The following is a 26,612-nucleotide window of genomic DNA, read 5'->3' as shown; positions in this document are numbered from 1 at the left end:
ATGAGCATCAGCACCCCGGGCGGCCCGCAGCGCCGCCCGACCGTGGTCAGCACCGGCAAGAAGCCGGCGGCGGGTCGGCCGGCCGCCGGCGCCAAGCCGACCAGCGACAAGAAGCCGGCGACCCCCCGCTCCGGCGGTGGCAAGGGTCCCCGCAAGCCGGTCACCCCGGTCAAGGTCAGCCAGGGCCGCTCGTGGGGGCCGATCGCCCTCTTCGTCGCCGTGGGCGTGCTCGCCACCTCGATCATCGGCTTCGGCGCCTGGGCGACCTTCAAGGGCAGCCAGTCGTGGCAGGACAAGGCCGCGGCGATCGACGGCATCGTCAACTTCCGGGAGAGCGACCCGGAGAGCATCTCCAACCAGGAGCACCGGGCCGGCTCCATCGAGTACCCGCACAGCCCGCCGGTCGGCGGCCCGCACAACAACACCTGGCAGCGCTGCCTCGGTGACGTCTACGCGGCGCCGATCGCCAACGAGCACGCGCTGCACAGCCTGGAGCACGGCGCGGTCTGGGTCACCTACCGTCCCGACCTGCCCGAGGCGGACGTGGAGAAGCTGGCCGAGATCGTCCGCGGCAACGACTTCATGCTCATGAGCCCCTACGAGGGCCTCGACAAGCCCGTCTCGATCCAGGCGTGGGGCTACCAGCTCAAGGTCGACGACGCCGGCGACTCGCGGCTGAAGGAGTTCGCCACCGTGCTGGCGCAGAACGCCTCGATGGAGCCGGGTGTGCCGTGCTCCTCCGGCAACTACACCACCGGCACCGGCACCGAGCCGCGCGAGATGCAGCCCACGCAGGGCGGCTGACATGCCGACCGCCGTGCAGGACCCACCGGTGACCGAGCAGTCGGGCGGGGCAGAGCCCCGCCCGGCCTCCCGGACGCTGCGCTACCTGACGCTGGCCCTGACGGCGCTGATGCTGCTCGCCGTCGGCTGGACGGCCGCGACGCTGGCCGCCGGGCGTACGCCGGGTGAGGACTCGGCCGAGGCCGGCTTCGCCCGGGACATGTCGCGGCACCACGCGCAGGCGGTGGAGATGGCCATGGTCGCGTACGCCAAGGGGCAGGATCCGGCGATCCGGCAGATGGGGTACGACATGGCGCTGACCCAGCAGGCGCAGATCGGTCACATGCAGCGCTGGTTGCAGGAGTGGGACCTGCTGCCCACCGGCACCCGCCCGGCAATGGAGTGGATGCCGGACGGCGTACGGGTGGACGCGGACGGGCTGATGCCCGGCATGGCCACCCGGGAGCAGATCGCCCAGCTCCACGAGGCCCAGGGCGCCGAGGTCGACCGCCTCTTCATGGATCTGATCATCAAGCACCATCTCGGCGGGATCCACATGGTCGACGGGCTGCTCAAGACGTCCGACCGGGCAGAGGTGGTCCGGATGGCCGAGGCCATGAAGCTGGCGCAGCAGAAGGAGATCAACGAGCTCCGGAAGCTCCAGCAGGCCGCCGGCTGAGACCAGAGCGGTCCACGACCGCCGCGACACCGTAGTTCCACCCGAGGGGCCCGCCGGATCACCGGTCGGGCCCCTCGCCCGAACGCGGACCACCCCGCACCGCCCATTTGTCCTATACGCACCGTTAGTACTTTCTGAACCAATTACTGAGCTTGACAACCTTTCTCCCCACATATCGTGACCAGTTGGGATTCGGGCTCGTTGCGCAGGACGTGGGGGTTGCACTCAGAGACGCACGGCGTTCGGTCACCAGCTGGTGCCGACGCCACACCATCGGCGGTGACGGGGCGGTGGCAGCCGTCCGTCGCGGACAGCGGCAGAGCGAGTCGGGAGCGCTCAGCCGCGAGCAGGAGTTGGAACTGATCGACACACTCCGGGGCGTCCACCCCGACGAGTTCGGTCTGGACGAGGAACTGTGGACTCGCCAGAGTCTGCACACCCTGATCGAGCAGCACTTCGGGCTGACCCTGGACGCCGGGGTCGTCGGGGCGTACCTGCGGGCCTGGGGGTTGGGCCCGCGCGAGCCGCGCGAGCGCGCCTGCGGGCTCTGCGTCGGCGCAGTCGAGCGGTGGGTACGCAGCGAGTACCCGGCCATCACCCGAGCCGCCCAGGAGCACCTCGCCGAGGTCTACTGGCTCGGCCGGGTACGGCTCGTCGGCACGATGCCGGCAGCCGACGTGATCTCGGCGGTCTCCTCGCGCGGGCGGGTGCGGTTCATGGTCACCACCCCGTCGGTGGACCCGGCACTTCCCCGGGACTTCGTGCTCCGCCTCAGCGGCACCGAGCAGCGCACCGTACACCTGATCGTGGACGGCTCCTGGGCCCGCAACGAGTGGCCCCGCCGCCTCCCCCGCCGCATCGTGCCGCACCCCCTCCCCAGCTGCGGCCGCCCCCAAGCCGCCTAACCCCCCACCCCACCCCCACCCCACTCCCCCCACCAGCCCCACCCGTCCACGCCGTTGATCAAGAAGTTTTGGCCTCCGGAGCACCCCGCTGAGCACCAAAACTTCTTGATCAACGGGGCCAGGCGGGGTGGGAGTGGGTGAGGGAGGGGGGCGGTGGGGTGATGGGTGGGTGGGGGTGGGGTTGGGGTGCCGGTTCGGCGATCGGGGGGTGGGTTTGCTAGTCTTCACCAGTCGCTGAGCCCCCGTAGCTCAGGGGATAGAGCACCGCCCTCCGGAGGCGGGGGCGCAGGTTCGAATCCTGCCGGGGGCACACTTGCCAGGAAAGCTGCTACAAAGACGAGAAGGCCGTTGACCAGGGAACCTGGGTCGACGGCCTTATTCGTTTGTCCGGCTGCGGCCGGTCGGATTAGTATCCGCCGGATGATCATCGAACTTCATCAGGTTGCCGCGCTGTTCGTCGTCGCGCTGGCGGTGATCGCCGTTCCGGGGCCGAGCGTCCTCTTTGTGGTCAGCCGTGGTGTCTCCCTCGGAAGGCGAGCTGCTCTGGTCACGGTCGCGGGCAATGAGGTTGGGCTCGTTGTCCAAGTCACTGCCGTCGCGGTCGGTCTCGGCGCCCTGGTGGAAGGTTCGATCCTTGTCTACAACGTCATCAAGCTCATCGGGGCTGCGTATCTCGTCTACCTGGGGGTCCAAGCTTTCCGGCATCGGGCGGCGCTCGGTACGGCGATGCAGGGCACGATGGCAGGTAAGAGCATGCGGCGGATCTTCACCGAAGGCGTGGTAGTCGGAGTCAGTAACCCCAAGGGGTTTCTCCTGTTCGCAGCAATCCTCCCGCAGTTCGTCAATCACACCGCCGGCCGTGTCTGGCTTCAGATGTTCTTGCTGGGGCTCGTCTGCGTGGTGATCGCGCTGATTTCCGACAGCGTCTGGGCGCTGTTCGCCGGTACCGCACGGCTGTGGCTGGGAAGGTCACGGCGCCGTCTCGAGGCCATCGGCGCAGCGGCTGGTCTCGTCATGATCGGTCTAGGGGTGCGTCTGGCGCTGACCGGACGACCCGACTGAGGCTCCGAGGTAACGCAATCCTGCCGGGAGCGCCGGAATCGACCTACGCCTAAGGCCGCTGACCAGGAACACGGTCGGCGGCCTTCGTCGTGTTCGCGGGGTGTCCGGGGGTGGGGTCTGCGCCCTCGGGGGGCGGCGGGTTCGGGCCGGCGGTGGCGATGATCCGTGCGAGCGCCGCACCGACCCGATGGAGCGGATCAGTACGGGGGTGCGCGCCGACACTATGCTGTGAGCACCTCGCCACTCTGCGGAAGGGCTGCCGGTGCCCCGGGTGAACGTACGGTGGTCGCGGATCTCGGCCACCGAGAAGGCGTCCTACGGCGGTGCGGCGATCGCGGCCTCGGCCACGGTGGTGGTGGCGGTCGTGCAGGGTGTGGTGCCGCTGCTCGGGCAGGGCGGCACGGTCGCAGTCGCGCTGGTGTCGTTCCTCGCCGGGGTGGCCGTCACCGGGGCGACGGTCGCGGTGATCGCCACGGTACGCCGCCGATCCCTGGCCGGTGACGGGCCGGAGTTCGACGTGTTCGTCTCGACGCCGATGGCCTCGCTGCCCGAGTCGGAGTACCCGGTCCACCGTCAGCAGATCATGACGCTGGTCCGGGAGATCGAGCAGCGCTCCGGGTTGAGTTGCTACTACGCGGGTCGGGACCGTCCCGAGATCGTCGACTTCCCCGCCGTCGACCTCGGTTTCCGGGACGAGTTGCGGGCGCTGGCGCGCAGCCGGCACTTCCTGCTGGTGCTGCCGCTGTCGAATTCGTCGAGCGCACTGGTCGAGGCCGGGGTGGCGATCGCCCTGGGGAAACCGTCCATCTACTTCAGACACACGTCGGCTGTGCTGCCGTTCCTCCTCCGTGGAGCGGCCAACTCCAATCATCCGGACATACCCCGGATCCGGGTCTACGAATACGCTGACTTCAGCGAGTTGGCGACCCTGGTCCGGGTCAACGGCAAGGGCCTTTTCGAGAGCCACACCTGACCAGCACGATCGGAACGTCGATGTCGAACATCTCGGGTGCCAAGAAGCTCTTCGTCATCATGCCGTTCGGTCTGAAACGGCTGCCCTCCGGCCTGATGCACGACTTCGACCGCTTCTATCACGGCATCCTGCGCCCGGTGGCCCAGGACGCCGGGTGGTCGGTGTTCCGCGCCGACGAGATCACCGAGCCGGGCACCATCGTCAACCAGGCGTTCCGGCACCTCCAGGCCGCCGACGTGGTGGTCGCCGACATCAGTTCGCCCAACGGCAGCGTCTACTACGAGTTGGGCGTCCGGCAGGCGATCTCGCCGGGCAAGACGATTCTCGTCGCGGTGCACGGCACCGAGTTGCCGTTCGACCTGAAGAGCCAGCGGGTGCTGTTCTACAGTCCACAGTTCGACCAGGATCCGCGGTTCCGGTTCGCCTATCGCGAGGCGCTCATCTCGGACAGCCCGCACGTGCACAATCCGGTCCGGGACGCGTTGAGCGACCTGGGGTTGAACTTCCATCCGCGTACCGACCGGGTCGCCTTCGAGCAGGAACTGCACCACAAGATCGAGCGGAGCCGGAACATCGAGCAGTTGCTCGCCGTCTGGCACTGGGCGCGGCAGTCGGGTGACCTGCCGACCGGGGCGTTGTTGTCGCTCAGCTACCGGTTGGCCGCCGAGGGCGACTACGCCAGCGCGGTGCAGGTGCTCGACGCCGCTTTCCCGGAGGCCGACGGCGACTGGGAGGTACACCGGCAGCGCGGCTTCTATCTGCGCAAGCTGACCCGGCTCGACGCGGCCGAGGTGGCGCTGAACCGGGCGTACGAGCTGAACCCGTCGGACCCGGAGACGCTCGGCATGCTCGGCGGCGCCCTCAAACGCCAGGGCCGGTACGCCGAGGCGCTGCGCCTCTACCAGCAGGGCGCCACCCTCTCCCCCACCTCGCTGTACCTGGCCGTGGCCTGCGCCGGCATGATGGCCATCGCCGATCCGGGCAATCCCGAGCCGGCGCTCGCGCGGTATCGGCAGGTGCTCGACGAGATCGACTCCCGCCCCGGTCAGGAGACCGACTCCTGGGCGAACCTGGTCCGCGCCGAGGCGCACTTCGTGCTGGGCGACGTGGAGGCGGCCCGCCGCTTCGGGCGGGCGGCGGTCCGGTACGGCGCCGAACGGCTCCACCTGGAGTCGACCGCCGATCAGATCCTCATGCTGCACGCCAACGGCCTGCCGCTGCGCGACGCGGACGGTTTCGCGCGCTGGCTGGTCGAGGGAGCCAAGGACGCGGCGTCGACGACCGTGGACGAGCGGGGCGCACCGACGGGCGACCCGGACTTCCCGCGCCGGATGATCTTCCACATCTCCGACGTCCACTTCGGGTCGATCACCGAGGGCGGCAGTCGCATCGACCTGCACCGGTTCGCCGACACCGAGAACTCCGACCGGCTCAGCGTCGAGCTGACCAGAGAGTTCCACGCCGCCCTCAAGCGGTCCGGCTGCGCCGCCTCGGACGCCGTCCTGGTGGTCTCCGGCGACTCCACCTACACCGGTCGGCAGGACGAGTTCGACCTGGTCCGGCAGTTCCTCACCGAGCTGTGCGAGAACACCGGGATGGACCGCAGTCAGGTGGTGCTGGTCCCCGGCAACCACGACATCGACTGGCTCCAGACCAAGTCGAACCGCGCCAACCGCTTCGACAACTACCTCACCTTCGCGCACCAGTTCTATGGCGAGGAGCTGTTCCACGAGGTCTATCCGCGCATCGAGTGGGACCTGCGGACCTCGGGCACCCGACCGGAGGCGAGGGAGATCGTCTATCGGCGTACCGACCGGACGATGACCATCGTCGGGTTGAACTCCTGCATCTTCGAGGACGACCAGAACCACTACGGCTACATCGGCAAACGCCAGCTCGACATCGTGAAGGAACTGCTGGAGCAGGAGCCACCGGAGAACGTACGGGTCGCGGTGATGCACCACCACCTGCACCCCTTCCCCGAACCGCTGGAGCCGCGACGGGGTGACGCGGTCGTGCTCGACCTGTCCACCGTCCGCGACGCCGGGTTGGTCGAGCAGCGCCTGGAACGGCTCGGCTTCTCGCTGCTGCTGCACGGGCACAAGCACAAGCCGCAGTTGCGCGAGACGCTGGTGCGGATCCCGCAGAACGACTCCAGCGTCACGCCCCGCCCGCTGATCGTCTCCGGCTGCGGCAGCACCGGGGTCAGTCAGCACGAGCTGGAGCACAACCAGCCGAACCACTTCGCCGTCCTGGAGCTGGCCCAACCGGTGCGGATGCCGGGCGCCGACTTCCTGGTCATCGAGTGGCGTGAGCTGGCCGTGGCACCGGGCGCCGAATGGGTCACCAAGCAGCGCTGGACCATCAAGGGCTGACCGGACCGGTCCTCAGCCGCCCTCGGCGCGCCGGGCGCGGGCCCGGCGGCGACCCTCGTGCATGGCCTGCACCCGGGGAATCGGGATGGTCCGGCCCTCCTCGACCAGGTCGGCCGGGAGTCGCTGCGGCGGCGGCATCTCCTCGGCCCACGGGTCCCGGTCCGCAAGCAGGCCGGGCACCGTCCGGATGGTGAAGTCGGCCGGGCTCACTGACTCCAGGTCGGCCCAGGACACCGGGAAGGAGACCGGCACACCCGGTCGCAGCCGGGGGCTGTAGACGGACACGACGGTGGCCCCGCCGGACCGGGTCGGGTCCACGAAGACCTTGCCCGCCCGGTCTTCCCGAATGAACGCGGTGGTGGCCAGCGCCGGGTCGAGCCGTTCCGCACGCGCCGCGAGGGCCCGGGTGGCGGCGGCCAGTTCCTCGGCGTCCGGACCGGCCGCGATCGGCACGAAGACGTGCACCCCCTTGGCCCCGCTGGTCTTCACCGCGCCGGCCAGCCCGGCGTCGGCGAGGGCCTGTCGGACCAGCAGCGCGGCGGCCACCCCGGCCCCGAAGCCGCCGTCGGACGGCGGATCGAGGTCGAGCACCAGGTGGGTGGGACGGCTCAGGTCGTCGACCACCGCCAGCGTCGGGTGGTACTCCACCGCGCGCTGGTTGGCGAACCAGAGCAGGGTACGGCGGTCGTCGCAGAGCGCGTACGCGATCTCGCGGTGGGACGCCTCGGCCCAGACCGGCACCCGGCGCACCCACTCGGGGGTGTAGCGGGGCAGGTTCTTCTGCATGAACGGCGGCTGGCCGGGGCGTACCCGGACCACCGACAACGGTCGGCCGCGCAGGTGCGGGACGAGCCGGTCGGCGACCACGTCCAGGTAGTCGACCAGGTCCCGCTTGATCGCACCGGACCCGTCGAAGAGCGCCTGATCGAGGTTGGTCAGCGCCACGCCGTCCCGGGTCTCGTCCGCCCGACTCATCCGCTCACCATCCCGCCGCCGCGACACGCGGTCAACCGGAACGCGCCGATGGCGTCCACGCCGTCAGCTCGACCGGCGCACTGGGGCGTGGACGGAACGACCCCGATCCGTCCACGCCATCAGCTCGACAGGGCGCGCTGGGGGTGGCGGAGCCGCGCCGATCCGTCCACGCCGTCAGCTCGACAGGCATGCCGGAGCGGGTCGACCTCGAAGCCACCGGCTGGAACCACCTCGCCGGTACCCTCGACCGCGCGGAACGACGCCGACCCGTCCCCGCTCTTAGCTCGACAGGGCGCGCTGGAGGGTGACGGAGCCGCGCCGAACCGTCCACGCCATCAGCTCGACAGGCGCGCTGGGGCATGGACGGTCGGCTCGACTCACTCGCCGTGACGCGGCACCCGGCTCCATTACCGGCAGGCGACGCTCGGCACTGCCGCCTCCGCACGGCAGTCGACCCAGCGCACCCACTCGGCCCAGCTCATCGGCTCAGCCCAGCCGCTCGCCGGCGGCGATCGCGGCGAGCAGGCGGGCGGTGTGCGCGCGGGTCGCCGCGTACACGCCGGAGCCGTAGCTGACCCGGGCGACGCCGAGCGTGGCGAGGTCGGCGAGCGTCGGGGCCGCCGGGCGGGCCAGCACGTTCACCGGGCCGGGCACCTCCGCCACGAAGGTGCGCAGGTCGGCGGCGTCGGCGAGCACGATCGGATAGACGCAGTCCGCACCGGCCGCCAGGTAGCGGCGGGCCCGGCGGATGGCTTCGGCGAGTCGCTGTTCCGGGTCGCCGGCCTGCTGAAGGAAGACGTCCACCCGGGCGTTGAGCACCACCGGTACGCCGGCCGCGTCGGCCGCCGCCCGTACCTCGGCAAGCAGGTCGGCCTGCTTCTCGGTGTCCACCATCGCGCCACCGGCGGGTTCGGAGTCCTCCAGGTTGAGCCCGACCGCTCCGGCGTCGAGCAGGCGCTCGACCAGCTCCGCCGGAGGCAGGCCGTACCCCCGCTCCAGGTCGGCGGTGGCCGGCACGGTGACCGCACGGGCGATCCTGGCCACCGCCGCGAACATCTCGGCCGGTGGGGTGCGCTCGCCGTCGGCGTAGCCGAGCGACTCCGCGACGGCGGCGCTGCCGGTGGCGACGGCGGGAAAGCCGGCGTCGGCCACGGCCCGGGCCGAGCCGGCGTCCCAGGTGTTGGGCAGGACGAGTGGGTCACCCGGGTGGTGCAGCGCGCGCAGCGCATTCGCCCGATCGATCGCAGTAGAGGTCATACCGCGATTCTGGGCATCGGACGGGCGGGGCCCGAGAGCCAATCGAACCCGGGTGGTTGTGGCGAAGACCACTGATCTGACCGATCGGTCAGCCTCTGACCGATCGGTCAGGCATGCTGGCTGCCATGGCCCGCCCGACCCAGCAGACCCACGACGAGATCCTGGCCGCCGCCACCCGGCGGTTCGCCGCCACCGGCTACCGGGGCACCTCGTTGCAGGACATCGCGCGTGAGGTCGGCTGCTCCAAGGCGGCGGTGCTCTACCACTTCGCCAACAAGGAGGCGATCCTCACCGAGCTGATGGCGCCCGCGGTCGAGGTGTTGCAGGCGCTGGACGACCGGATCGCGGCGCAGGACGACCCGGCCCGCGCCCAGCAGGTCGCCACCGAGGGCTTCGTCGACCTGGCGGTCCGGTTCCGCGGCGAGATCGCCCTGCTCCGTGGCGAGTTCCCGGAACTGCTGCAACAACCCGACTTCGCGCACATCCACGAGATCTCCGAGCGGCTCATCGCCGCCCTGGCCGGACGCTCGTCCCGCGACTCGGCCCGGATCTGCGCGCTGGTGCTGCTCGCCGGCATCGCCGAGACCTGCGGACAGTTCGCCGAGGTGTCCGACGAGGACCTGCGGGCCGCCCTGCTCGCCCTGCTGCGACGGGCGTTGGAGCCCGTGCACTGACCCGTTCCACCATTCACTTACCGAGGGAAAGGACCTCATGGCGACCCTGCTCTACCGGCTTGGCCGGGGTTCGATGCGCCGACGGCGGCTCGTGGCCGCGATCTGGCTCGTCGTACTCGTCGGGCTCGGCCTGGCCGCAGCGACCCTGCGCGGCCCGACGGCCAGCAACTTCACCATGCCCGGGACCGAGTCGCAGCGCGCTCTCGACCTGCTCGCCGAGCAGTTCCCGGCGGCGTCCGGCGCGACCGGCACGATCGCCGTCAAGGCGCCCGCCGAGGGACAACTCGGCACACCCGAAGGCCAGGCGGTGGTCCAGTCGATCACCCAGGAGGCCACGGCGGTCCCCGGCGTACTCGCCGCCGTCGACCCGTTCCAGGTCGGCGCCGTGTCGCCGGACGGCCGATACGCCCTGATCCAGGTGCAGTTCGGTGGTGGCTCCGACGCGATCACCGAGGAGCAGCGGGAGGCGTACGAGGAGGTCGGCACCCAGGCCGAAGCCCAGGGCTGGCAGGTCGCCCCCGGCGGTGAGGTGCTCAACGCCGAGCCCGAGGTGGGCTCGACCGAGGCGATCGGTGTCGCGGTCGCCCTGATCGTCCTGGTGATCACCTTCGGTTCGCTGGTGGCGGCCGGGATGACCATGCTCAACGCGCTGATCGGTGTCGGCGTCGGCATGGCCGGCCTGTTCGCGCTCAGCAGCGTGGTCGAACTGACCAGCACCGCGCCGATCCTCGCTCTGATGCTCGGCCTCGCCGTCGGCATCGACTACTCGCTGTTCATCACCTCCCGCTACCGGCAGAACCTGCTCGAAGGGCTGCCCGCCGACGAGGCGATCGGTCGAGCGGTGGGCACCGCCGGATCGGCGGTGGTCTTCGCCGGAGCCACCGTGGTCATCGCCCTCGCCGGGCTGTCGGTGGTGAACATCCCGTTCCTGACCGTGATGGGTCTGGCCGCAGCCGGCACGGTGACCGTGGCGGTGCTGGTGGCGATCACCCTGCAACCGGCCCTGCTCGGCTTCGCCGGCCGCCGGGTGCTGCCCCGCAAGCTGCGTACGGCCGCACCGCAGGTCGCCGACGGCGACCAGGGCACGCCGGAGACGACCGAGAGCGGCGTCGGCCCCGACGCGGCCACCATCACCGGCGAGGACCGGTCGGCGTTCGGGTTCCGCTGGGCGGGGTTCCTCACCCGCTTCCGGATCCCGGTGATCCTGGCCGGAGTGATCGGTCTCGGCCTGCTCGCGCTACCCGCCCCGGACATGCGTCTGGCCCTGCCCGACGCCGGCACCGCGCCGGCCGGCTCGGCTCCCCGGGTCGCCAACGACCTGATCACCGAGGGCTTCGGGCCGGGCTTCACCGGCCGACTCGCGGTGGTCGTGGCCGGCGACGACGCGCAGGCCACCGCCGCCGCCGTGCCGCAGGTGGCCAACCTGGTGCAGAACACCGAGAACGTGCTGGCGGTGGCCCCGCCGCAGCTCAGCCCGGACGGCCGGACCGCGCTGCTCGGCGTGATCCCGCAGACCGGCCCGACCGACCCGGCCACCGAGACGATGGTGCACGACATCCGTACGGCGGTCGACGGCGTCCAGGGCGCCGACGTGCTGCTGACCGGCGTGACCGCCATCGGCATCGACATCTCGGAGAAGCTCTCCGACGCGATGCCGGTCTATCTGGGCCTGGTGGTCGGCCTGTCGATCCTGCTGCTGATGCTGGTGTTCCGGTCGGTGCTGGTGCCCATCAAGGCGGCGCTGGGCTTCCTGCTCACCGTGGCGGCCACCTTCGGTCTCACGGTCGCGGTGTTCCAGCAGGGTCACCTGGCGGACCTGTTCGGCCTGGACACTCCGGGCCCGCTGATCAGCTTCCTGCCGATCCTGCTGATCGGTATCCTGTTCGGCCTGGCCATGGACTACGAGGTCTTCCTGGTCTCCCGGATGCGGGAGGACTTCGTCCACGGCGACACCGCCCAGCAGGCCACCATCAACGGGATGGGGCACGGTGCCCGGGTGGTCACCGCCGCCGCGCTCATCATGACCGCGGTCTTCGGCGGCTTCGTCTTCCTCGACGACCCGGTCATCAAGTCGATGGGCTTCGCGCTGGCGGTCGGTGTCGCCATCGACGCCTTCGTGGTCCGGATGACCATCGTCCCGGCGGTGATGTCGCTGCTCGGCAAGGCGGCCTGGTGGCTGCCGCGCTGGCTGGACCGGTTCCTGCCCAACGTCGACATCGAGGGCGAGAAGCTACGCGCCGAGCTCGACGACAAGGTGCACGCCGGCACCTGACGGGTTGCGTGAAAGGAAGGGTCCCCTGCTAACGCCTCGTGCATAGCAGGGGACCCTTCCTAACATCAGCACCCCGCGCACGGCGCAGCGCACGTACCGCAGCGCAAGCGCGCGCCACGGCGCAGCGCACGCAACGCAGCGCGAGCGCGCGTTCAGACGCCTGCTGGATAGGTTTCCATCTCACCCGGTGTGGTCAGCGCGGGCAGCGGGTGCAGGGCGGTGGTCTCGTCGCACCAGACGAAGGCGTCGTACCGGTCCCCGAGCCGGGTCGGCACGTAGTTGCCCCACGACTCGAACGACGGGTCGTAGACCACGCCGACCGCCCGGTGGTCGAGTGTGTCGGTGACCCAGCCCGGCTGGTCCGGGCCGCCGAAGACCAGCACCGCCCGGTCCGGCATCAGCTCGTGCAGCCGGTGCTCCAGCGAACCGGGGCGGGCCGGCGGCACCACCATCGCCTCGGCCGGGGAGCCCCAGCGCGGTGCTGCCGTCACCGTGCCGCGATAGCTGCCGAAACCGATCAGCGCCACCCCGTCCGGCCCGTAGCGGTCCCGGGCGAGCTGGCCGATGTTGAGCATGCCGTCGGCGGCCATGTCGGTGGCCCGCGCGTCACCGACGTGCGTGTTGTGCGCCCAGACCACACCCCGGGCGCCCGGCCCGTAGTGGTCCAGCAACCGGTCCAGGGTGTCGGCCATGTGGCCGTCGCGGACGTTCCACGATCCCGGCCCACCGGCCACCATCTCCCGGTAGTACCGCTCCGCGCCGGCCACCACCTCCGCGTTCTGCCAGGCCGAGAAGGCGCCCGGTCCGGCCGTGGCGGCGTGTTCGCGGGTACGCGCCAGCAGCCGTACCACCTCCTCCTCGCAGCGGGCGGAGACGAAGCGGCTGGCCAGGCCGTACTCCTCGACCTGCTTGCCGTACGGCTCGAAGCACCGGTACGCGTCCTGGGCGGCCTCCAGCGACGCCGGGTCCTCCTCGCCGAGGTAGTCGAAGATCGCCTGCATCGACTCCCAGAGGCTGTACACGTCCAGACCGTGGAACCCGGCCCGGGACGACTCGGGTCGTTCCAGGTTCCACGCCCGCAGCCAGCGGCAGAACCGGGCCACCTCGGCGTTGGACCACATCCAGGTCGGCCAGCGCTCGAAACGCTCCAGCGCGGTCTGCGGCTCCGTCGCACCACCCGCCGCAGCGGTCACCGAACGGTTCACTCGGTCGCAGTCCGGCCAGTCACCCTCCACCGCGACGAAACTGAACCCGCACTCGGCGATCAACCGCCGGGTGAGCTGTTCCCGGATGCGGTAGTAGTCGTGGGTGCCGTGCGTCGCCTCGCCGATCATCACCACCCGGACGTCCCGGACTCGCTCCAGCAACGGGTCGAGGTCGCTCGGCGCGCCGAGCCGCTGTACCAGCATGCCTGCGGCTACCCGGCACCCCCGGGAGCAAACCCGGGGGTGTGCCGGGCGCCTCGGGCGGGTAGATCGGACACCATGACCGACAGCGGCGCCTTCCTGCCGGACCAGATCGCGGGGCTGGACTTTCCCGTCTCCCGCGAGGACCTGATCCGCTGGTGCCAGGAGAACGGCGCCAGCACCGAGCAGTTGGAGGCGGTCCGGGCGCTGCCGGTGGAGCACTTCGGTTCCCCGGCCGAGCTGGGCGAGGCGCTGCGCGCGGCGACCTGAGCCGAGGTCAGCGCGCGTGCAGGAGCCGGTGCAGGGCCAACCACTGCTCGGGCCAGACGTGCCCGACCGGGGTGTCCGGCGCGAGCCGCCCGGCGCGCAGCGCCGCGGCCAGGCGTGCCCGCGGGTACTGCCGGGCCAGCGAGGCCGCGACTGAGCCGCCGGCACCGCCGAAGCCCAGCTCCACCATCCGCCGGTACGCGGGCAGCGTCTGCGGGGCCAGCAACGGACGCGCCCGACGGTCCACCCGCAGGATCCCCGCGTCGACCCGGGGCACCGGACGGAACGCGGCACGCGGCACCCGTCCGGCGAGCCGCCACTCGAACTCCGGCCAGGTCAGCACCGTCAGTCGGGTCCACCTGCCGTAGTCACCGGCGCGGCGACGGGCGTACTCCCACTGGGTCATCAGGGTCGCCGAGCGCAGCGTCGGTGCGGCCAGGCACCAGCGCACCACGGCCGCCGTCAGCGACCACGGGATGTTGCCGACCACCGCGAACTCCTCCCGAGGCGGTGTCACGGTGAGGAAGTCGACCTGGCGGTGCGTGACGGTGGGCAGCGCGGCGCAGACCCGGGCCAGTTCCACGCCCGCGTCCGGATCCACCTCGTACGCCACGACGCGCCCGCACCGCGCGGCCAGTGGCCGGGTCAGTTGTCCCCGTCCGGCGCCCACCTCCAACACCAGGCCGTCGGGATCGGGGCGGGCGGCGTCCACCATCCGCCGGAGGGCGGCCGGGTCGGCCAGGAAGTTCTGGGACAGTACGCGACGGGACCGGTCGCGTGCGGTGGTACGGGTACGGCGGGGCGCCACGATGTCGTCCTGTCTGTCGCCGTCGGGGCGACGGGTACGGACAGGCAGCCGTCGACGGGGCCTGTCCGAGAGGTCGGGACTCGGACGGCCCTGGCATGGCGCGAGAGGACACCGCACGGTGCGGCGGTGCCGGAGGACGTACGCGGAGACGTCAGTCGCGGGTCGCGCCGGCCAGGGCCGGACGCGGGGCCCGCAGCCGCGCCGACGCCAGGCACCAGCACGCGGCCGGCATGCCGGCCGCGATCATCGAGGCATAGGTGACCACGTCGGCGACCCTAGCCAGCGCGCCCTGATCCGGCCATCGAATTACCCGGCACGGACGCTCTCGACCGCGTCGGACGCGGTCAGGCGGGCAGGTCGACGGTGGCGGAGCGGGTCCGGGCGGTCTCGGCGGCGGCCAGTACGGCGACCACCTCGCGGCCGAAGCGCACGTCGCAGCGGTGGTCCCGGGTGCCGCCGTCCACTTCGGCCAGCAACTGGTCGATCGCCACGGCGAAGGCGGTCGCCGAGGAACCGTCCGGGTTCGGCAACCGCTCGACGCCGTTCTCGCCATAGAGGGTGAACTCCGCCGCCACCGCCTCGGGCGGGGCGTCCAACGTCAGCGACACCGTGCTGGTGGCTCCGCCGTCGTGGGTGAGCAGCAGGTGCACCAGGTCACCGGGGCCGTCCACGGCCGTCACCCGGTTCACCCGGCCCAGCACCGGCAGCAGGACGGACAGCGCGTGCGGGCCGATGTCCCAGAGCGCGCCGCGCTCGCGCCGCCAGGGCGACTGGGCGTACGGGCTGCTGGGCTGGAAGATCGACGCGAACCGGACCACGCTTGCGGTGTGCCAGCCACCGGCCGCCGCGACGGCCGTGATGAAACCGGCGACCTCCGGCTGGTAGCGGCCGGTGAAGAAGACCACCGAGGCCACGCCGGAGGCGGTGGCGGCCTCGACCACCCGGTCGGCGTCGGCGACGGTCAACGCCAGCGGCTTGTCCAGCAGCAGGTGCCGGCCGGCGGTGGCGGCCCGGGCGGCGATGTCGGCCTGTACGTCCGGGGGCAGTGCCACGGCCACCGCCTCGCACGCCTCGATCAGCGCCTCGACCTCGGTGAAGGCCGGTACGCCGTACCGGGTGGCCAGCGCGGCGGCTCGGTCCGGGTTACGTCCCCAGACGCCGACCAGTTCCGCTCTCGGGTGCGCGTCCAGCGCCGCCGCGTGCGTCTGTGCCGCCCAGTGGCCGGTGCCGAACAACCCGAACCGCATAACCGGTACCTCCGCCGTCTCGCCTGGCTGCTGCTGACCCGCAGCGAGGTCCACGCTAGTCCCCCGGCCGGTCCGGCCCGCCGCCCCGCCGTCTGTACTACGGGGGTTAGTAGAGTAGGCCGGTGATCGGAACGAGCACCGGACGGACCCGGTGACCGCCGCGCCCGCCGCCGGGTCCCCGGTCGACGGCGTCCCGGCGACCGTCGCCATCGTGCTGTCGCTGCTGGTCGCCGTGTGGGCGCTGGTGGCCACGCTGCGCCACCGGGCGCCGGACCGGCTACAGATGATCGGCCTGGCCGTGTTGGAGCTGGCGTTGCTCGGGCTGGCGGTGCTGGCCGGGGTGGCCCTCGCCGGTGGCGAGCAGCCCGGCGAGCCGGGGGCGTTCTTCGGCTACCTGGTGACGCTGGTCTGCCTGCCGCCGCTTGCTGCGGTGCTGGCCCGGATGGAGCCGACCCGCTGGGGTTCGGCGATCGTCTGCGCGGTCTGCCTGGTGACGCCGGTGGTCGTGGTGCGGCTCCAGCAGACCTGGGAGGTGCTCGGTGGCTGAGGCGCGGACCGCCGGGACGACCCGGACCAATGCCGGCCCCGGTCGCCTGCTGATCGCGGTGTACCTGCTCTTCGCGATCGCCGCCACCAGTCGCGCCGGCCTCCAGATCATCACCCGGTTCGACGAGGCGCCGCTGGCGTACCTGCTCTCGGCGCTGGCCGCGCTGGTCTACATCGTGGCGGCGGTGGGGCTGGCCCGAGCCGGGCACGCGGGCCGCCGGGTCGCCCTGGCCTGCTGCCTCGTCGAGCTGGTCGGTGTGGTCGGGGTGGGCGCGTTCAGCCTGGTCCGCACCGACCTCTTCCCGGACGAGACGGTCTGGTCCGGCTTCGGCAGCGGGTACGGCTACATCCCGCTGGTGCTGCCCGTCCTCGGCCTGGCCTGGCTCTGGTTCACCCGCCCCCGGGTGTAAGGAAGGGTCCCCTACTAACGCCTCGTGCATAGGAAGGGTCCCCTGCTAACACCCACCACCCACCACCCACCACCAACAGCAACGGGTCAGTCGCGCGGACCGCCCGCGACGTAGATCACCTGACCGGAGACGAAGGACGCCCCCTCGCTGGCCAGGAACGAGATGGTGTGCGCCACGTCCTCGGGCCGCCCGACCCGGCGTACCGGGATCTCCCCCTCGGCGTGCTTCTGCATCGCCTCGAAGTCGATCTTCATCCGGGCGGCGGTGGCGGCGGTCATGTCGGTGACGATGAAGCCCGGCGCCACCGCGTTGACGGTCACCCCGAACGGCCCCAGCTCGATGGCGAGGGTCTTGGTGAACCCCTGCATCCCGGCCTTCGCCGCCGCGTAGTTGGCCTGCCCCCGGTTACCGAGCGCGGACGTGCTGGAGAGGTTGACGATCCGACCCCACTTGGCCTCGACCATGTGCTTCTGCGCCGCCTGGCTGACCAGGAAGGCACCCCGCAGGTGTACGCCCAGGACCGTGTCCCAGTCGGCGTCGGTCATCTTGAACAGCAGGTTGTCCCGCAGTACCCCGGCGTTGTTGACCAGCACGGTCGGTGCGCCCAACTCGGTGGCGACCCGCTCGACGGCGGCCTCCACCTGCGCCCGGTCCGACACGTCCGCGCCGACGCCGAGCGCCCGGCCACCGGCCGACGTGATCGCCTCCACCGTCTCGGCGGTCGCCGACTCCTCGATGTCGACCACCGCGACGGCCAGCCCGTCGGCGGCCAACCGCCTGGCGGTGGCCGCGCCGATCCCGCGCGCCGCCCCGGTCACGATCGCGACCCGCTGCCCCTCCGACATGCCTACCTCCCGGTAACCTCGCTCGACGGCAGGAGCCTAACCCACCGTGCGCCCACCTCCGGCCCACCGAGATCCCCGACCGGCCGGCGACGGCCGGGGAATCCGGTGCGGAGACTAGACGGACCAGGATCGACAGAGCCGGATCCACCGGTACCCGTGGCCGGCGATCTTGAGCTTGTCCAGCTTGCCCACGTCGTCGTAGTTGCGGTCGGCCAGCACGTCGATCGGCAGCTCCGCCTCCGACTCCAGCAGGCTCAGGTCCACCTCGGCGTCGTCGGTGCCCAGGTTGTGCAGGAAGACCATCGTGCCGGTCGGCCCGTCGGCCCGGTGCGCCAACACCCCCGCAGGCATCGGTACGTCGATGTGGGTGGTCGAGCCGAAGCCGATCTCCGGGGCCTCGCGCAGCGTACGGATCATCCGCTCGAACCAGCCGAGCAACGAGTTGCGGTCCCGACGTTGCAGGGTGACGTTGACCTTCTCGTACCCGAACTCGCCCTTGTCGATGACCGGGCGCACCAGCTTCTCCGGCTCCGCCCGGGAGAAGCCGGCATTGGGCTCGTAGGACCACTGCATGGGGGTACGGATCGCCTCCCGCCCCGGCAGCGCCAGGTCCTCGCCCATGCCGATCTCCTCGCCGTAGCGCAGCACCGGCGTGCCGCGCAACGAGAACTGGAGGGAGTACGCCAACTCGATGCGCCGCCGGTCGTTGCCCAGCATCGGCGCCAGTCGGCGACGGATGCCCCGGTCGTAGAGCCGCATGTTCTCGTCCGGGCCGAACTGCGCGTACACCTGGTTGCGTTGTTCGGCGGTGAGCCGGGACAGGTCGATCTCGTCGTGGTTACGCAGGAAGGTGGCCCACTGGCCACCCTCCGGCAGGGCCGGGGTGTCCCGCAGCGCCTCGATCACCGGCTCCGGGTCCTGCCGGGCCATGGCCAGCATCAGCCGCCCGTTCAGCATGAAGTCGAAGAGCATGTGCACCCGGTTGGCCGAGCCGCCGCTGTCGCCGAAGAAGGCGGGCAGCTGGTCCGGCTCGACGTTCGCCTCGGCGAGCAGCACCGCGTCGCCCCGACGCCACTGCACGTGCTGGCGCAGCTCGGTGAGGAACTCGAAGTCCAGCTCCGGGTTCGGGTCGCCGGGCTCGGTGCGCTCGATGATGAACGGCACCGCGTCCATCCGGAAACCGGCCACCCCGAGCTGGAGCCAGAACGCCATGATCTTCTTGATCTCGGCGCGTACCTGGGGATTCTTGGTGTTGAGGTCCGGTTGGAACTTGTAGAAGCGGTGGTAGTACCAGGACTTCGCGGTCCGGTCGTAGGTCCAGGTCTCGTGCTGCTCGCCCGGGAAGACCATGCCCTGGTGCCGGTCCGCGGGCTCCTCGTCGGACCAGACGTACCAGTCGCGGTACGGCGAGTCCGGCGACGAGCGGGCGGAGACGAACCACGGGTGCTGGTCCGAGGTGTGGTTCACCACCAGGTCGATGATCACACGGATGCCTCGGTTGCCGGCCTGGTGCAGCAGTTCGGCGAAGTCGCCGAGGGTGCCGAAGCGCGGGTCGACGTTGTAGAAGTCGGTCACGTCGTACCCGTCGTCACCGTTGGGCGACGGGTGGATGGGGTGCAGCCAGAGGCAGGTCACGCCCAGCCGGGCCAGGTAGTCCAGCCGGCCGATCAGACCCCGGATGTCACCGACCCCGTCGGCGTCGGAGTCCGCGTACGTGTCGATGTCGAGGCAGTACACGACCGCCTCCGAGTACCACCTGTCAGACATGCCGGGGAACCTTCTCCGGACCGCCCGCCCGGCAAACCCGCCGACGTCGCGGGCGGGACCCCGCCGGGGACGGCTGATCGGTACCGTGCCGTCATGCGGAGCATCGAGTGGTCCAGCGGGACGTGGCACGGGCAGCCGGTACGGACGAGCGTGGAGCCGGCCGGTGTCCTGAGCGTCGAACCGGGGGCGAGCAGCGACCTGTGGCGGCACACCAGCTACGGGTTCGTGCACGACGACGCTCCGGCCCTGCTCACGCCCTTCCCGGTGGGCAGCGCGATGGAGGTGGACTTCCCGCTCGACTACACCGAACAGTTCGACCAGGCCGGCGTACTCGTGTGGGTGGACGACCGCACCTGGGTCAAAGCCGGAGTGGAGGTCAGTGACGGCCACCCCCAGGTCGGCGCGGTGGTCACCCGCGAATTCTCCGACTGGTCGGTCGCCCCGGTGCCCGATTGGGCGGGCCACGAGGTGACGGTACGCGTCAGCCGCACCGGCGACGCGCTGACCGTACGCGCCCGGGTGGCCGGCGAGCAGTGGCGGTTGGTCCGGCTCGCACCGCTCGCGCCCGACGCCGACGCCTCCGCCGGACCGTACTGCTGCTCCCCCAGCCGGGCCGGGCTGACCGTCCGGTTCACCGACTGGCGACTCGGCCCGGCCGACGCCGCACTGCACCCCGAGGAGTAACAGCGGCCCCGGGCGGGTAGGAGCCTTCCTTTACGGAACCTCGCGGAGGCACCGCATGGCACTCGCCCAGGATGTCGACCCGAGCCAACTCGGTGGAATCACCGGCTGGGTGGCCGGCGTGATCGAGGCGGGCGGAGCGGTGGGCGTGGCCCTGCTGGTCGCCCTGGAGAGCATCATCCCGCCGATCCCCAGCGAGATCGTGTTGGCGATGGCCGGGTACCTGGCCGGTGAGGGCCGCTTCAACGTGGTCGTGGTGACCGTCGCGGCCACCGCCGGCTCACTGCTCGGCGCGCTGGTGCTCTACTGGCTCGGCGCCGCGTTGGGCGAGGAACGGCTCAAGCACTGGCTCGACCGCCTGCCGCTGGTGGACCTGGAGGACCTGGAGAAGGCCGACCGCTGGTTCGAGCGGTACGGCCGGCGCGCCGTCTTCTTCGGTCGGATGGCGCCGGTGGTCCGCAGCCTGGTGTCGATACCGGCCGGCGCCAACCGGATGCCGCTGGTCGAGTTCGTCACGCTGACCACGCTGGGCAGCGGCATCTGGAACGGGCTGTTCATCGGGCTCGGCTACGCGCTCGGCTCGCAGTGGCACGAGATCGACCGCTACAGCTCCTGGTTCGACTACGGCATCATCGCCGTCTTCGTCTTCATGATCGCCTCCTGGGCGATCAAGAAGAAGCGCCGCCGCGCCCGGACCCGCCCCCGCACCCCCGCCTCCCGCTGACCTCCCGGCGCTGTCCCGCCCTGCCCCGCCCCGCCCCGCCCCGCCCTGCCCGGGAGCCCCCGCGATCATGGAGTTGTGGCGCTTGTTCTGACCACTTATGCGGCTTCTTCGGGAGCCACAACTCCATGATCGACGGGATGGGGTGGGGGTCAGGGGAGGGTGCGGAGGTGGGGGGCGACGGTGCGCGCGAAGGAGTTGTTGTGGGTGACGTCCCAGTTGATCGACCAGGTCATCGCGCCCCGCAGGCCCGGATAGGTACGCGGCGGGCGGAAGCTGCCGCAGTTGGTGCCCCGGGTCAGGCAGTCCATCGCGGCGTTGACCACGCTGGGCGCGACGATGCCGCCACCGGCCGCCCCGGGACCGGCCGGCAGGCCGAGCCCGACCTGGTCGGGCCGTAGTCCCGCCTCCAACTGGACGCAGGCCAGCGCGACGATGAAGTTGACCGTGCCCTGGGCGTACGCGGCGTTGTTGTCGCAGCCGAGCATCGCCCCGGAGTTGTAGAACTGGGTGTTCACCACGGTCAGGATGTCCTTGATGTCCAGCGCCAGCTTGAAGTAGCTGGTGGTGGGATTCTGCATGTCGATGGTCTGCGGTGCCATCGCGATGATCAGTCGACTGCCCACCTTGGCCCGCAGGGAGCGCAACGCCTGCCCCATGTAGGTCGGGTTCAGGCCGTTCTCCAGGTCGACGTCGACGCCGTCGAAGCCATAGCGCTGGATCAGCGCGTACACACTGTCGGCGAAGGCCACCGCGGACGCCGCGTCGTTCACCGCGACCCGGCCGGTCTCGCCGCCGACCGAGATGATCACCTTCTTGCCGCGGCTCTGGAGAGTGCGCACGTCGGCGGAGAAGTCGGCGTCGGTGTAGCCGCCGAGCGAGGCGGACAGGCCCGGGTCGATGGCGAAGGAGACCGCGCCGGGGGTGGTGGTGGCGTCGGCGAAGGCGACCGCGACCAGGTCGTACTCGGTGGGCACGTCGCGCAGCCGCAGCTCCACGGCCGGGTTGTCGAAGTTGTGCCAGTACCCGGTGAGGATGTGCTTCGGCAGGCCGGTGACCGGCGGCGGGCTGGTCGGCGGCGGGGTCGTCGGAGGTGGCGTGGTCGGGGGCGGCGTGGTCGGCGGCGGGGTGGTCGGGGTGGTGCCGCCGGCGCAGGCCGCGCCGTTGAGCCGGCAGTTCGTGGGTACGCCGGAACCGTTGCCGAGGAAGCCGAAGGAGACCGACGCGCCGGGGGCGATGGTGCCGTTCCAGGAGCGGTTGGTGAACGTGTGGCGCTGGCCGCTGGAGGTCAGCAGCGCGTCCCAGTAGCTGCCGAGCGTGGTGCCGCTGGGCAGGTCGAAGGCGAGGCTCCAGCCGTTGACCGTGCTGCTGCTGCCGTTGGTGATGGTGTACTTCGCCTCCCAACCGGAGCCCCAGTCGGACGTCTTGGCGAAGCTGGCGGTGACTCCGGCGGCGTACGCGGCGGGCGCCAGCCAGACCGCACCGAGCGCGGCGGCCAGTGCGCCGACCACTGTGAGCACCAGGCTTCTGGACCGTTTCATGTGAGCCTCCAGACCGGACGGAAATCCATGGGCATCGACCTGGCGCTCATTATTAAGACTGTTAACTATTTCTGTCCAGAGCTGGCGTGGGGTTGTTAGGAGGGGTCCCCTGCTATGCACGAGGCGTTAGCAGGGGACCCCTCCTTACACGAACTCCTTGCACGAGCACCGCGCTCAGCGGCGGAACTGGAACCAGTTGACGTTGACGAAGTCGTTCGGCTGGCCGCTGCTGAACGTCAGGTAGACGGTCTGCCGTCCGGTCACCGGGGAGACGTTGCCGGGCACCGAGCGCCAGCTCTGCCACCCGCCGGTGTTGGCGAGGGCGAAGCTGCCGATCGGCGTACTCGTCGGGCTGCCGATCCGCACCTCGACCAGGCCGCTGACGCCGGCCGCCGCGCCGGAGGCGACCCGGGCCACGAAGTCGCGCGGCGCGGTGGAGCCGAAGTCGACGTTGTCGAAGCGGACCCAGTCACCGTTGCGCAGCGCCGCGATGTTCTGCCCACCCTCGGAGCACGCCTCGACGATCACGCCGTTCTGCGCGTTGTACGACTCGGCCTGGATGGTGCCGTACGCGTCCCGCACCCCGGTCGGGGGCGGGGTCGTCGGCGGCGGCGTGGTGGGCGGGGTGCTGCCGCCACGGCTGTAGACGGCCACGTAGTCCACGAGCATCGGCCGCCCCGGCACGGTGCCCGAGGTCGGCGTGGTGCTGCCGGCCACCCCGTTCGGGAACGCGCCGCCCATGGCGACGTTGAGCAGCAGGAAGTAGCCCGCGTGGTTGGTCATCTGCGACCAGTACGGCTCGCCGACCCGGGACTGGCTGACGGAGTGGTAGAGCTGCCCGTCGACGTACCAGCGCAGTTGCTGGGGGCTGGTCGAGGCGTCCCACTCGAAGCGGTAGGTGTGGAAGGCCGACTGGCAGGTGCTGCCGGGGCAGGCGCGGGAGCCGCCGATGCCGTTGAACTCGTCGCACGGGCCGCCGGGCGCCACGCCGCAGTGCAGCACGCCCCAGACGGTGTTGAGCCCGTTGACGTTCTCCATCACGTCGAACTCGCCGATGCCGGGCCAGTTCTGGTAGTTGCCCCGGTACGGCGAGCCGAGCGCCCAGAACGCGGGCCAGTAGCCGGAGGCGGCGGCGCCGGTGACGTTGGGCATCTGGATCCGGCCCTCGATGGCCAGGATGCCGCCGCTCGGGGCCTTGAAGTTGCTGCGGACCGTCTCGATCCGGGCCGAGGTCCAGCGGCCGGAGCTGTCGCGCAGCGGCGTGATCCGCAGGTTGCCGGCGCCGTCGTGGCTGACGTTCGCGGTGCTGTTGGTGTACGTCTGGATCTCGCCGGTGCCCCAGTTGGGCGGCCCGCCCGGGTAGCTGGTGCCGGTGTCGATGATCCAGTTGTTGGACGACGGGAGGGTGCCCGCGGCGCCGGTGAAGTCGTCGCTCCACACCAGGCTCCACCCGGACGGGGGCGTCGGCACGGCGGCGTCGGCGGTCGCGGCGAGCCCGGCGACGCCGGTGACGGTGGCGGTGATCAGGGCCAACGCGAGCCGCAGCCGGCGTCGCGCGGGCAGGGCGGCGGGCGCCGCCGGGGCAGGTGTCATGGACGTGCCTCTCTGCGGGACGGAGATGTGAGAGCGCTCTCTCAGGAGTTGTACGTCCGACTCGAACAGTTGTCAATGTCGATCGATCCGCTCCCTATCGGCCCGGATGTTAGGAGGGGTCCCCTGCTATGCACGAGGCGTTATCAGGGGACCCCTCCTTACACGAGCAGGGCGGGTTTCCCCCGACCACCACGGGGGGTAATTGCCGCCCGACGGCGCGGACGGACCGCCCCGGCAGGAGCGGACGGTGGTGGTGATGGTCAGGCAGGTGGCGACGGCGCCGACCCGGCAGGTCGAGGAGACCGACCTGCTCACGGTGGGGGTTGAGGAGGAGTTCCTGCTGGTCGACCCGGACGGCGGCGCAGCGGTGCCCGCCGTCGAGGCGGTGCTGGAACAGGTCCCGGCGGAACTCCACGGTCAGGTGGAACGCGAGTTCCAGACCAGCCAGATCGAGATCGGCAGCCCGCCCGGGCTGGAGCTCTCCTCGATCCGGCACTCCCTTGCCCTGTTGCGCGCCTCGCTCGCCGACGCCGCCGAACGGGCCGGTGCCCAACTGCTCGCCATCGGCACCGGACCGATCGACGGACCGGTGCCGCCGGTGGTGGACAAGCCCCGCTTCGACCGGATGATCGAGCGCTACCGGCTGCTGGTGCCGGGGCCGGGCAACAACGGCATGCACGTGCACGTCGGGGTGCCGGACCCGGACACCGGGGTGCAGGTGCTCAACCACGTCCGGCCGTGGCTGCCGATCCTGCACGCGGTCACCACCAACTCGCCGTTCTCCCGGGGCGAGGACACCGGGTACGCGAGCTGGCGCTCGATCGAGTGGGAACGCTGGCCGTCGGTGGCGCCGACGCCGTTCCTGACCTCCCACCACCACTACCGACGGCTGATCGACCAGCTGATCGGCAGCGGGGTGATGCTCGACGAGGGGATGCTCTACTGGTACGCCCGGCTGTCGGCCAAGTACCCGACGGTCGAGCTGCGCATCGGCGACGTCTGCCCGACGGTGGACGACGCGGTCCTGGTCGCCGGCCTGGTCCGCGCGCTGGTGGCGACCGCGCTGGACGACATCGCCGCCGGACGGCCGCCGCTGCCCGCCGACCACCACCTGCTGGTCGGCGCGCACTGGCGGGCCGCGCACGACGGGCTGGAGGGCGACGCGGTCGACCTGGCCACCGGTGAGCTGCGCCCGGCGTGGGACCTGCTCAACCAGCTCGTCGGGCGGCTCGGCCCGGCGTTGGACCGGCACGGTGACCTCGCCGAGGTGACCGAGTTGCTGGACCGGCTGCGGGAGCACGGCACCGGCGCGGCGCGACAGCGCGCGGTGTTCGCGCGTACCGGTCGGTTGGAGGATGTGGTGGCGGACGTGGCGCGACAGACCCGGGGCGAGATCCCGGCGTGACAGGAGGACGGCCGTGGCGGAACGGATGATCGTCGTCGGCGGGGACGCCGCCGGCATGGCGGCTGCCGCCCAGGCGCGGCGCCGCCGCGGCCCGGACGACCTGGAGATCGTCGCGTTCGAGCGGGGGCACTACACCTCGTACTCGGCGTGCGGCATCCCGTACTGGATCAGCGGACTGGTCGGCGACGCGCAGCAGCTCGTGGCCCGGGACCCGGCGACCCACCGGGAGAAGTACGACATCGACGTCCGACTCCGGCACGAGGTCACCGAGATCGACCTGGACCGCCGCGAGGTGGTCGCCCGCGATCTGGAGGGCGGCGGCGAGGTCCGGGAGGGCTTCGACACCCTGATGTACGCCACCGGCGCGGTGCCGACCAAGCCGGACTGGGCGCGTACAGATGCGCTCGGGGTCTTCGGGGTGCAGACGCTCGACGACGGCGCGGCCCTGCGCAGGTGGCTGGAGTCCGACCCGACGCCGCAGCGCGCGGTGGTGGTCGGCGGCGGCTACATCGGCGTGGAGATGGCCGAGGCGCTGGTCCGGCGCGGGCTGTCGGTGACCCTGGTCGAGCGCGACGAGCAGCCGATGTCGACCGTGGACCCGGACATGGCCACGCTCGTCACCGAGGCGATGCGGGGCCTCGGCGTGGACATCCGCACCGGCGTGCAGGTCGAGTCGCTCGGTGTCCGCGACGGTCGGGTCAGCGAGGTGGTCACCGACGACGGCCCGATCCCGGCCGACGTGGTGGTGCTCGGCCTCGGCGTACGCCCCAACACCGCGCTCGCCGAGGCCGCCGGCATGCCGCTCGGCCCGACCGGCGGCATCCGGGTGGACCGTCGGATGCGGGTCGCCGAGATGTCCGGGGTGTGGGCCGCCGGGGACTGTGTGGAGACCCTGCACCGGGTCAGCGGCATGCCGGTGCACGTGCCGCTCGGCACGCACGCCAACAAGCAGGGCCGGGTGGCCGGAATCAACATCGGCGGCGGGTACGCCACCTTCGCCGGGGTGATCGGCACGGCCGTGGCGAAGGTCTGCGACCTGGAGGTGGGGCGGACCGGGCTACGGGAGCGCGACGCGTTGGCGGCCGGCTTCGAGTTCGTCTCGGTGATCGCGGAGTCGACCAACCGCGCCGGGTACTACCCGGGTGCCCGGCCGATGACGGTCAAGCTGATCGCCGAACGTCCGAGCGGGCGGCTGCTCGGTGCCCAGATCGTCGGCTGGACCGAGGCGGCGAAGCGGATCGACACGTTGGCCGTGGCGCTGTGGAACCGGATGACGGTGGACGACATGACCGCGCTCGATCTCGGTTACGCCCCGCCGTACGCCCCGGTCTGGGATCCGGTGCTGGTCGCCGCCCGCAAGGCCGTCGACGCGCTCGACCCGCGCTGAGGTCTGCTCGGTTCCCTGTCGGTGGGGGTGGCT

Annotated in this window: 24 protein-coding genes and 1 tRNA gene; 16 read left to right on the top strand and 9 right to left on the bottom strand. The window is 71.3% G+C overall.

Annotation, left to right across the window (positions count from 1 at the left end; all coding sequences use genetic code 11):
- The 7 genes from ACIBO1_RS12185 (at position 1) to ACIBO1_RS12155 (ending at position 6,777) form a co-directional block, all read left to right on the top strand.
- Positions 1–804: a DUF3105 domain-containing protein gene (locus tag ACIBO1_RS12185; RefSeq protein WP_396744580.1), complete on the top strand. Its 804-nt coding sequence runs from the start codon at positions 1–3 to the stop codon at positions 802–804.
- A 28-nt stretch (positions 805–832) separates the two neighbouring features.
- Positions 833–1,462 (top strand): DUF305 domain-containing protein, encoded by a 630-nt coding sequence (locus ACIBO1_RS12180; protein WP_396744577.1) that lies wholly within the window; start codon positions 833–835, stop codon positions 1,460–1,462.
- Positions 1,463–1,674: 212 nt separating this feature from the next.
- Entirely contained in the window at positions 1,675–2,367 is a 693-nt protein-coding gene (locus ACIBO1_RS12175; protein WP_396744816.1) for a winged helix-turn-helix domain-containing protein, read from the top strand.
- A 238-nt stretch (positions 2,368–2,605) separates the two neighbouring features.
- Positions 2,606–2,677, top strand: a tRNA-Arg gene (locus ACIBO1_RS12170).
- Positions 2,678–2,787: 110 nt separating this feature from the next.
- Positions 2,788–3,429 carry a LysE family translocator gene (locus ACIBO1_RS12165; RefSeq protein WP_396744574.1) on the top strand — a complete coding sequence of 214 codons (642 nt, stop codon included), beginning with the start codon at positions 2,788–2,790 and terminating at the stop codon, positions 3,427–3,429.
- Between the two features lie 271 nt (positions 3,430–3,700).
- Positions 3,701–4,402 (top strand): hypothetical protein, encoded by a 702-nt coding sequence (locus tag ACIBO1_RS12160; protein WP_396744571.1) that lies wholly within the window; start codon positions 3,701–3,703, stop codon positions 4,400–4,402.
- 20 nt (positions 4,403–4,422) lie between these two features.
- The gene (locus tag ACIBO1_RS12155; RefSeq protein ID WP_396744568.1) at positions 4,423–6,777 is read left to right on the top strand and encodes a metallophosphoesterase; all 2,355 of its coding nucleotides are present in this window, start codon (positions 4,423–4,425) and stop codon (positions 6,775–6,777) included.
- 12 nt (positions 6,778–6,789) lie between these two features.
- Here the strand turns inward: ACIBO1_RS12155 and ACIBO1_RS12150 are convergent, their stop codons facing one another.
- Both ACIBO1_RS12150 and ACIBO1_RS12145 read right to left on the bottom strand, forming a co-directional pair.
- Complete coding sequence (locus tag ACIBO1_RS12150) at positions 6,790–7,752, bottom strand: DNA polymerase domain-containing protein (RefSeq protein WP_396744565.1); 963 nt, start codon at positions 7,750–7,752, stop codon at positions 6,790–6,792.
- 486 nt (positions 7,753–8,238) lie between these two features.
- Entirely contained in the window at positions 8,239–9,009 is a 771-nt protein-coding gene (locus ACIBO1_RS12145; protein ID WP_396744562.1) for an isocitrate lyase/phosphoenolpyruvate mutase family protein, read from the bottom strand.
- A 125-nt stretch (positions 9,010–9,134) separates the two neighbouring features.
- On the opposite strand from ACIBO1_RS12145, the gene ACIBO1_RS12140 reads away from it, so the two are divergent.
- Positions 9,135–9,683, top strand: coding sequence for a TetR/AcrR family transcriptional regulator (locus tag ACIBO1_RS12140; RefSeq protein ID WP_396744559.1), 549 nt, complete (start codon positions 9,135–9,137; stop codon positions 9,681–9,683).
- A gap of 37 nt (positions 9,684–9,720) precedes the next feature.
- The gene (locus ACIBO1_RS12135; RefSeq protein ID WP_396744556.1) at positions 9,721–11,955 is read left to right on the top strand and encodes an MMPL family transporter; all 2,235 of its coding nucleotides are present in this window, start codon (positions 9,721–9,723) and stop codon (positions 11,953–11,955) included.
- 152 nt (positions 11,956–12,107) lie between these two features.
- On the opposite strand, the gene ACIBO1_RS12130 is transcribed toward ACIBO1_RS12135, so the two are convergent.
- Entirely contained in the window at positions 12,108–13,364 is a 1,257-nt protein-coding gene (locus ACIBO1_RS12130) for an erythromycin esterase family protein (protein ID WP_396744553.1), read from the bottom strand.
- Between the two features lie 75 nt (positions 13,365–13,439).
- Here ACIBO1_RS12130 and ACIBO1_RS12125 point away from each other — a divergent pair, with 75 nt between their 5' ends.
- Positions 13,440–13,631: a DUF2795 domain-containing protein gene (locus tag ACIBO1_RS12125; RefSeq protein ID WP_350692482.1), complete on the top strand. Its 192-nt coding sequence runs from the start codon at positions 13,440–13,442 to the stop codon at positions 13,629–13,631.
- Positions 13,632–13,638: 7 nt separating this feature from the next.
- Here the strand turns inward: ACIBO1_RS12125 and erm are convergent, their stop codons facing one another.
- Together erm and ACIBO1_RS12115 are read right to left on the bottom strand one after the other, a co-directional pair.
- A complete protein-coding gene (erm, locus tag ACIBO1_RS12120; protein WP_396744549.1) occupies positions 13,639–14,436 on the bottom strand; it encodes an ErmE/ErmH/ErmO/ErmR family 23S rRNA (adenine(2058)-N(6))-methyltransferase in 798 nt (265 codons plus the stop codon).
- 344 nt (positions 14,437–14,780) lie between these two features.
- Positions 14,781–15,683, bottom strand: a complete 903-nt coding sequence (locus tag ACIBO1_RS12115; protein ID WP_396744546.1) for a Gfo/Idh/MocA family protein — start codon at positions 15,681–15,683, stop codon at positions 14,781–14,783.
- A 151-nt stretch (positions 15,684–15,834) separates the two neighbouring features.
- Between ACIBO1_RS12115 and ACIBO1_RS12110 the strand changes: the two genes are divergently transcribed.
- Together ACIBO1_RS12110 and ACIBO1_RS12105 are read left to right on the top strand one after the other, a co-directional pair.
- Positions 15,835–16,230, top strand: coding sequence for a hypothetical protein (locus tag ACIBO1_RS12110; protein WP_396744543.1), 396 nt, complete (start codon positions 15,835–15,837; stop codon positions 16,228–16,230).
- The gene (locus ACIBO1_RS12105) at positions 16,223–16,639 is read left to right on the top strand and encodes a hypothetical protein (RefSeq protein WP_396744540.1); all 417 of its coding nucleotides are present in this window, start codon (positions 16,223–16,225) and stop codon (positions 16,637–16,639) included. The genes ACIBO1_RS12110 and ACIBO1_RS12105 overlap by 8 nt, the downstream gene beginning before the upstream one ends.
- 86 nt (positions 16,640–16,725) lie before the next feature.
- On the opposite strand, the gene fabG is transcribed toward ACIBO1_RS12105, so the two are convergent.
- Together fabG and ACIBO1_RS12095 are read right to left on the bottom strand one after the other, a co-directional pair.
- Positions 16,726–17,484: a 3-oxoacyl-ACP reductase FabG gene (gene fabG / locus ACIBO1_RS12100; protein ID WP_396744537.1), complete on the bottom strand. Its 759-nt coding sequence runs from the start codon at positions 17,482–17,484 to the stop codon at positions 16,726–16,728.
- Positions 17,485–17,598: 114 nt separating this feature from the next.
- Positions 17,599–19,251, bottom strand: coding sequence for an alpha-amylase family protein (locus ACIBO1_RS12095; protein ID WP_396744534.1), 1,653 nt, complete (start codon positions 19,249–19,251; stop codon positions 17,599–17,601).
- Positions 19,252–19,344: 93 nt separating this feature from the next.
- On the opposite strand from ACIBO1_RS12095, the gene ACIBO1_RS12090 reads away from it, so the two are divergent.
- Together ACIBO1_RS12090 and ACIBO1_RS12085 are read left to right on the top strand one after the other, a co-directional pair.
- Positions 19,345–19,935 carry a DUF1349 domain-containing protein gene (locus ACIBO1_RS12090; RefSeq protein WP_396744531.1) on the top strand — a complete coding sequence of 197 codons (591 nt, stop codon included), beginning with the start codon at positions 19,345–19,347 and terminating at the stop codon, positions 19,933–19,935.
- A 55-nt stretch (positions 19,936–19,990) separates the two neighbouring features.
- Positions 19,991–20,656: a DedA family protein gene (locus ACIBO1_RS12085; RefSeq protein WP_396744528.1), complete on the top strand. Its 666-nt coding sequence runs from the start codon at positions 19,991–19,993 to the stop codon at positions 20,654–20,656.
- 149 nt (positions 20,657–20,805) lie between these two features.
- On the opposite strand, the gene ACIBO1_RS12080 is transcribed toward ACIBO1_RS12085, so the two are convergent.
- Positions 20,806–22,194, bottom strand: a complete 1,389-nt coding sequence (locus ACIBO1_RS12080; RefSeq protein ID WP_396744525.1) for a chitinase — start codon at positions 22,192–22,194, stop codon at positions 20,806–20,808.
- A 174-nt stretch (positions 22,195–22,368) separates the two neighbouring features.
- Positions 22,369–23,787 (bottom strand): carbohydrate-binding protein, encoded by a 1,419-nt coding sequence (locus ACIBO1_RS12075; RefSeq protein ID WP_396744522.1) that lies wholly within the window; start codon positions 23,785–23,787, stop codon positions 22,369–22,371.
- Between the two features lie 256 nt (positions 23,788–24,043).
- Between ACIBO1_RS12075 and ACIBO1_RS12070 the strand changes: the two genes are divergently transcribed.
- A complete protein-coding gene (locus ACIBO1_RS12070; protein WP_396744519.1) occupies positions 24,044–25,192 on the top strand; it encodes a glutamate--cysteine ligase in 1,149 nt (382 codons plus the stop codon).
- Positions 25,193–25,205: 13 nt separating this feature from the next.
- Positions 25,206–26,579, top strand: coding sequence for an FAD-dependent oxidoreductase (locus ACIBO1_RS12065; RefSeq protein ID WP_396744516.1), 1,374 nt, complete (start codon positions 25,206–25,208; stop codon positions 26,577–26,579).
- The last annotated feature ends 33 nt before the right edge of the window (positions 26,580–26,612 follow it).

The organism is Micromonospora sp. NPDC049903 (assembly GCF_044460945.1).
Classification (GTDB): domain Bacteria; phylum Actinomycetota; class Actinomycetes; order Mycobacteriales; family Micromonosporaceae; genus Micromonospora.
Note: the sequence above shows the minus strand (reverse complement) of the source record. Positions and strands in the feature narration are given on the sequence as shown.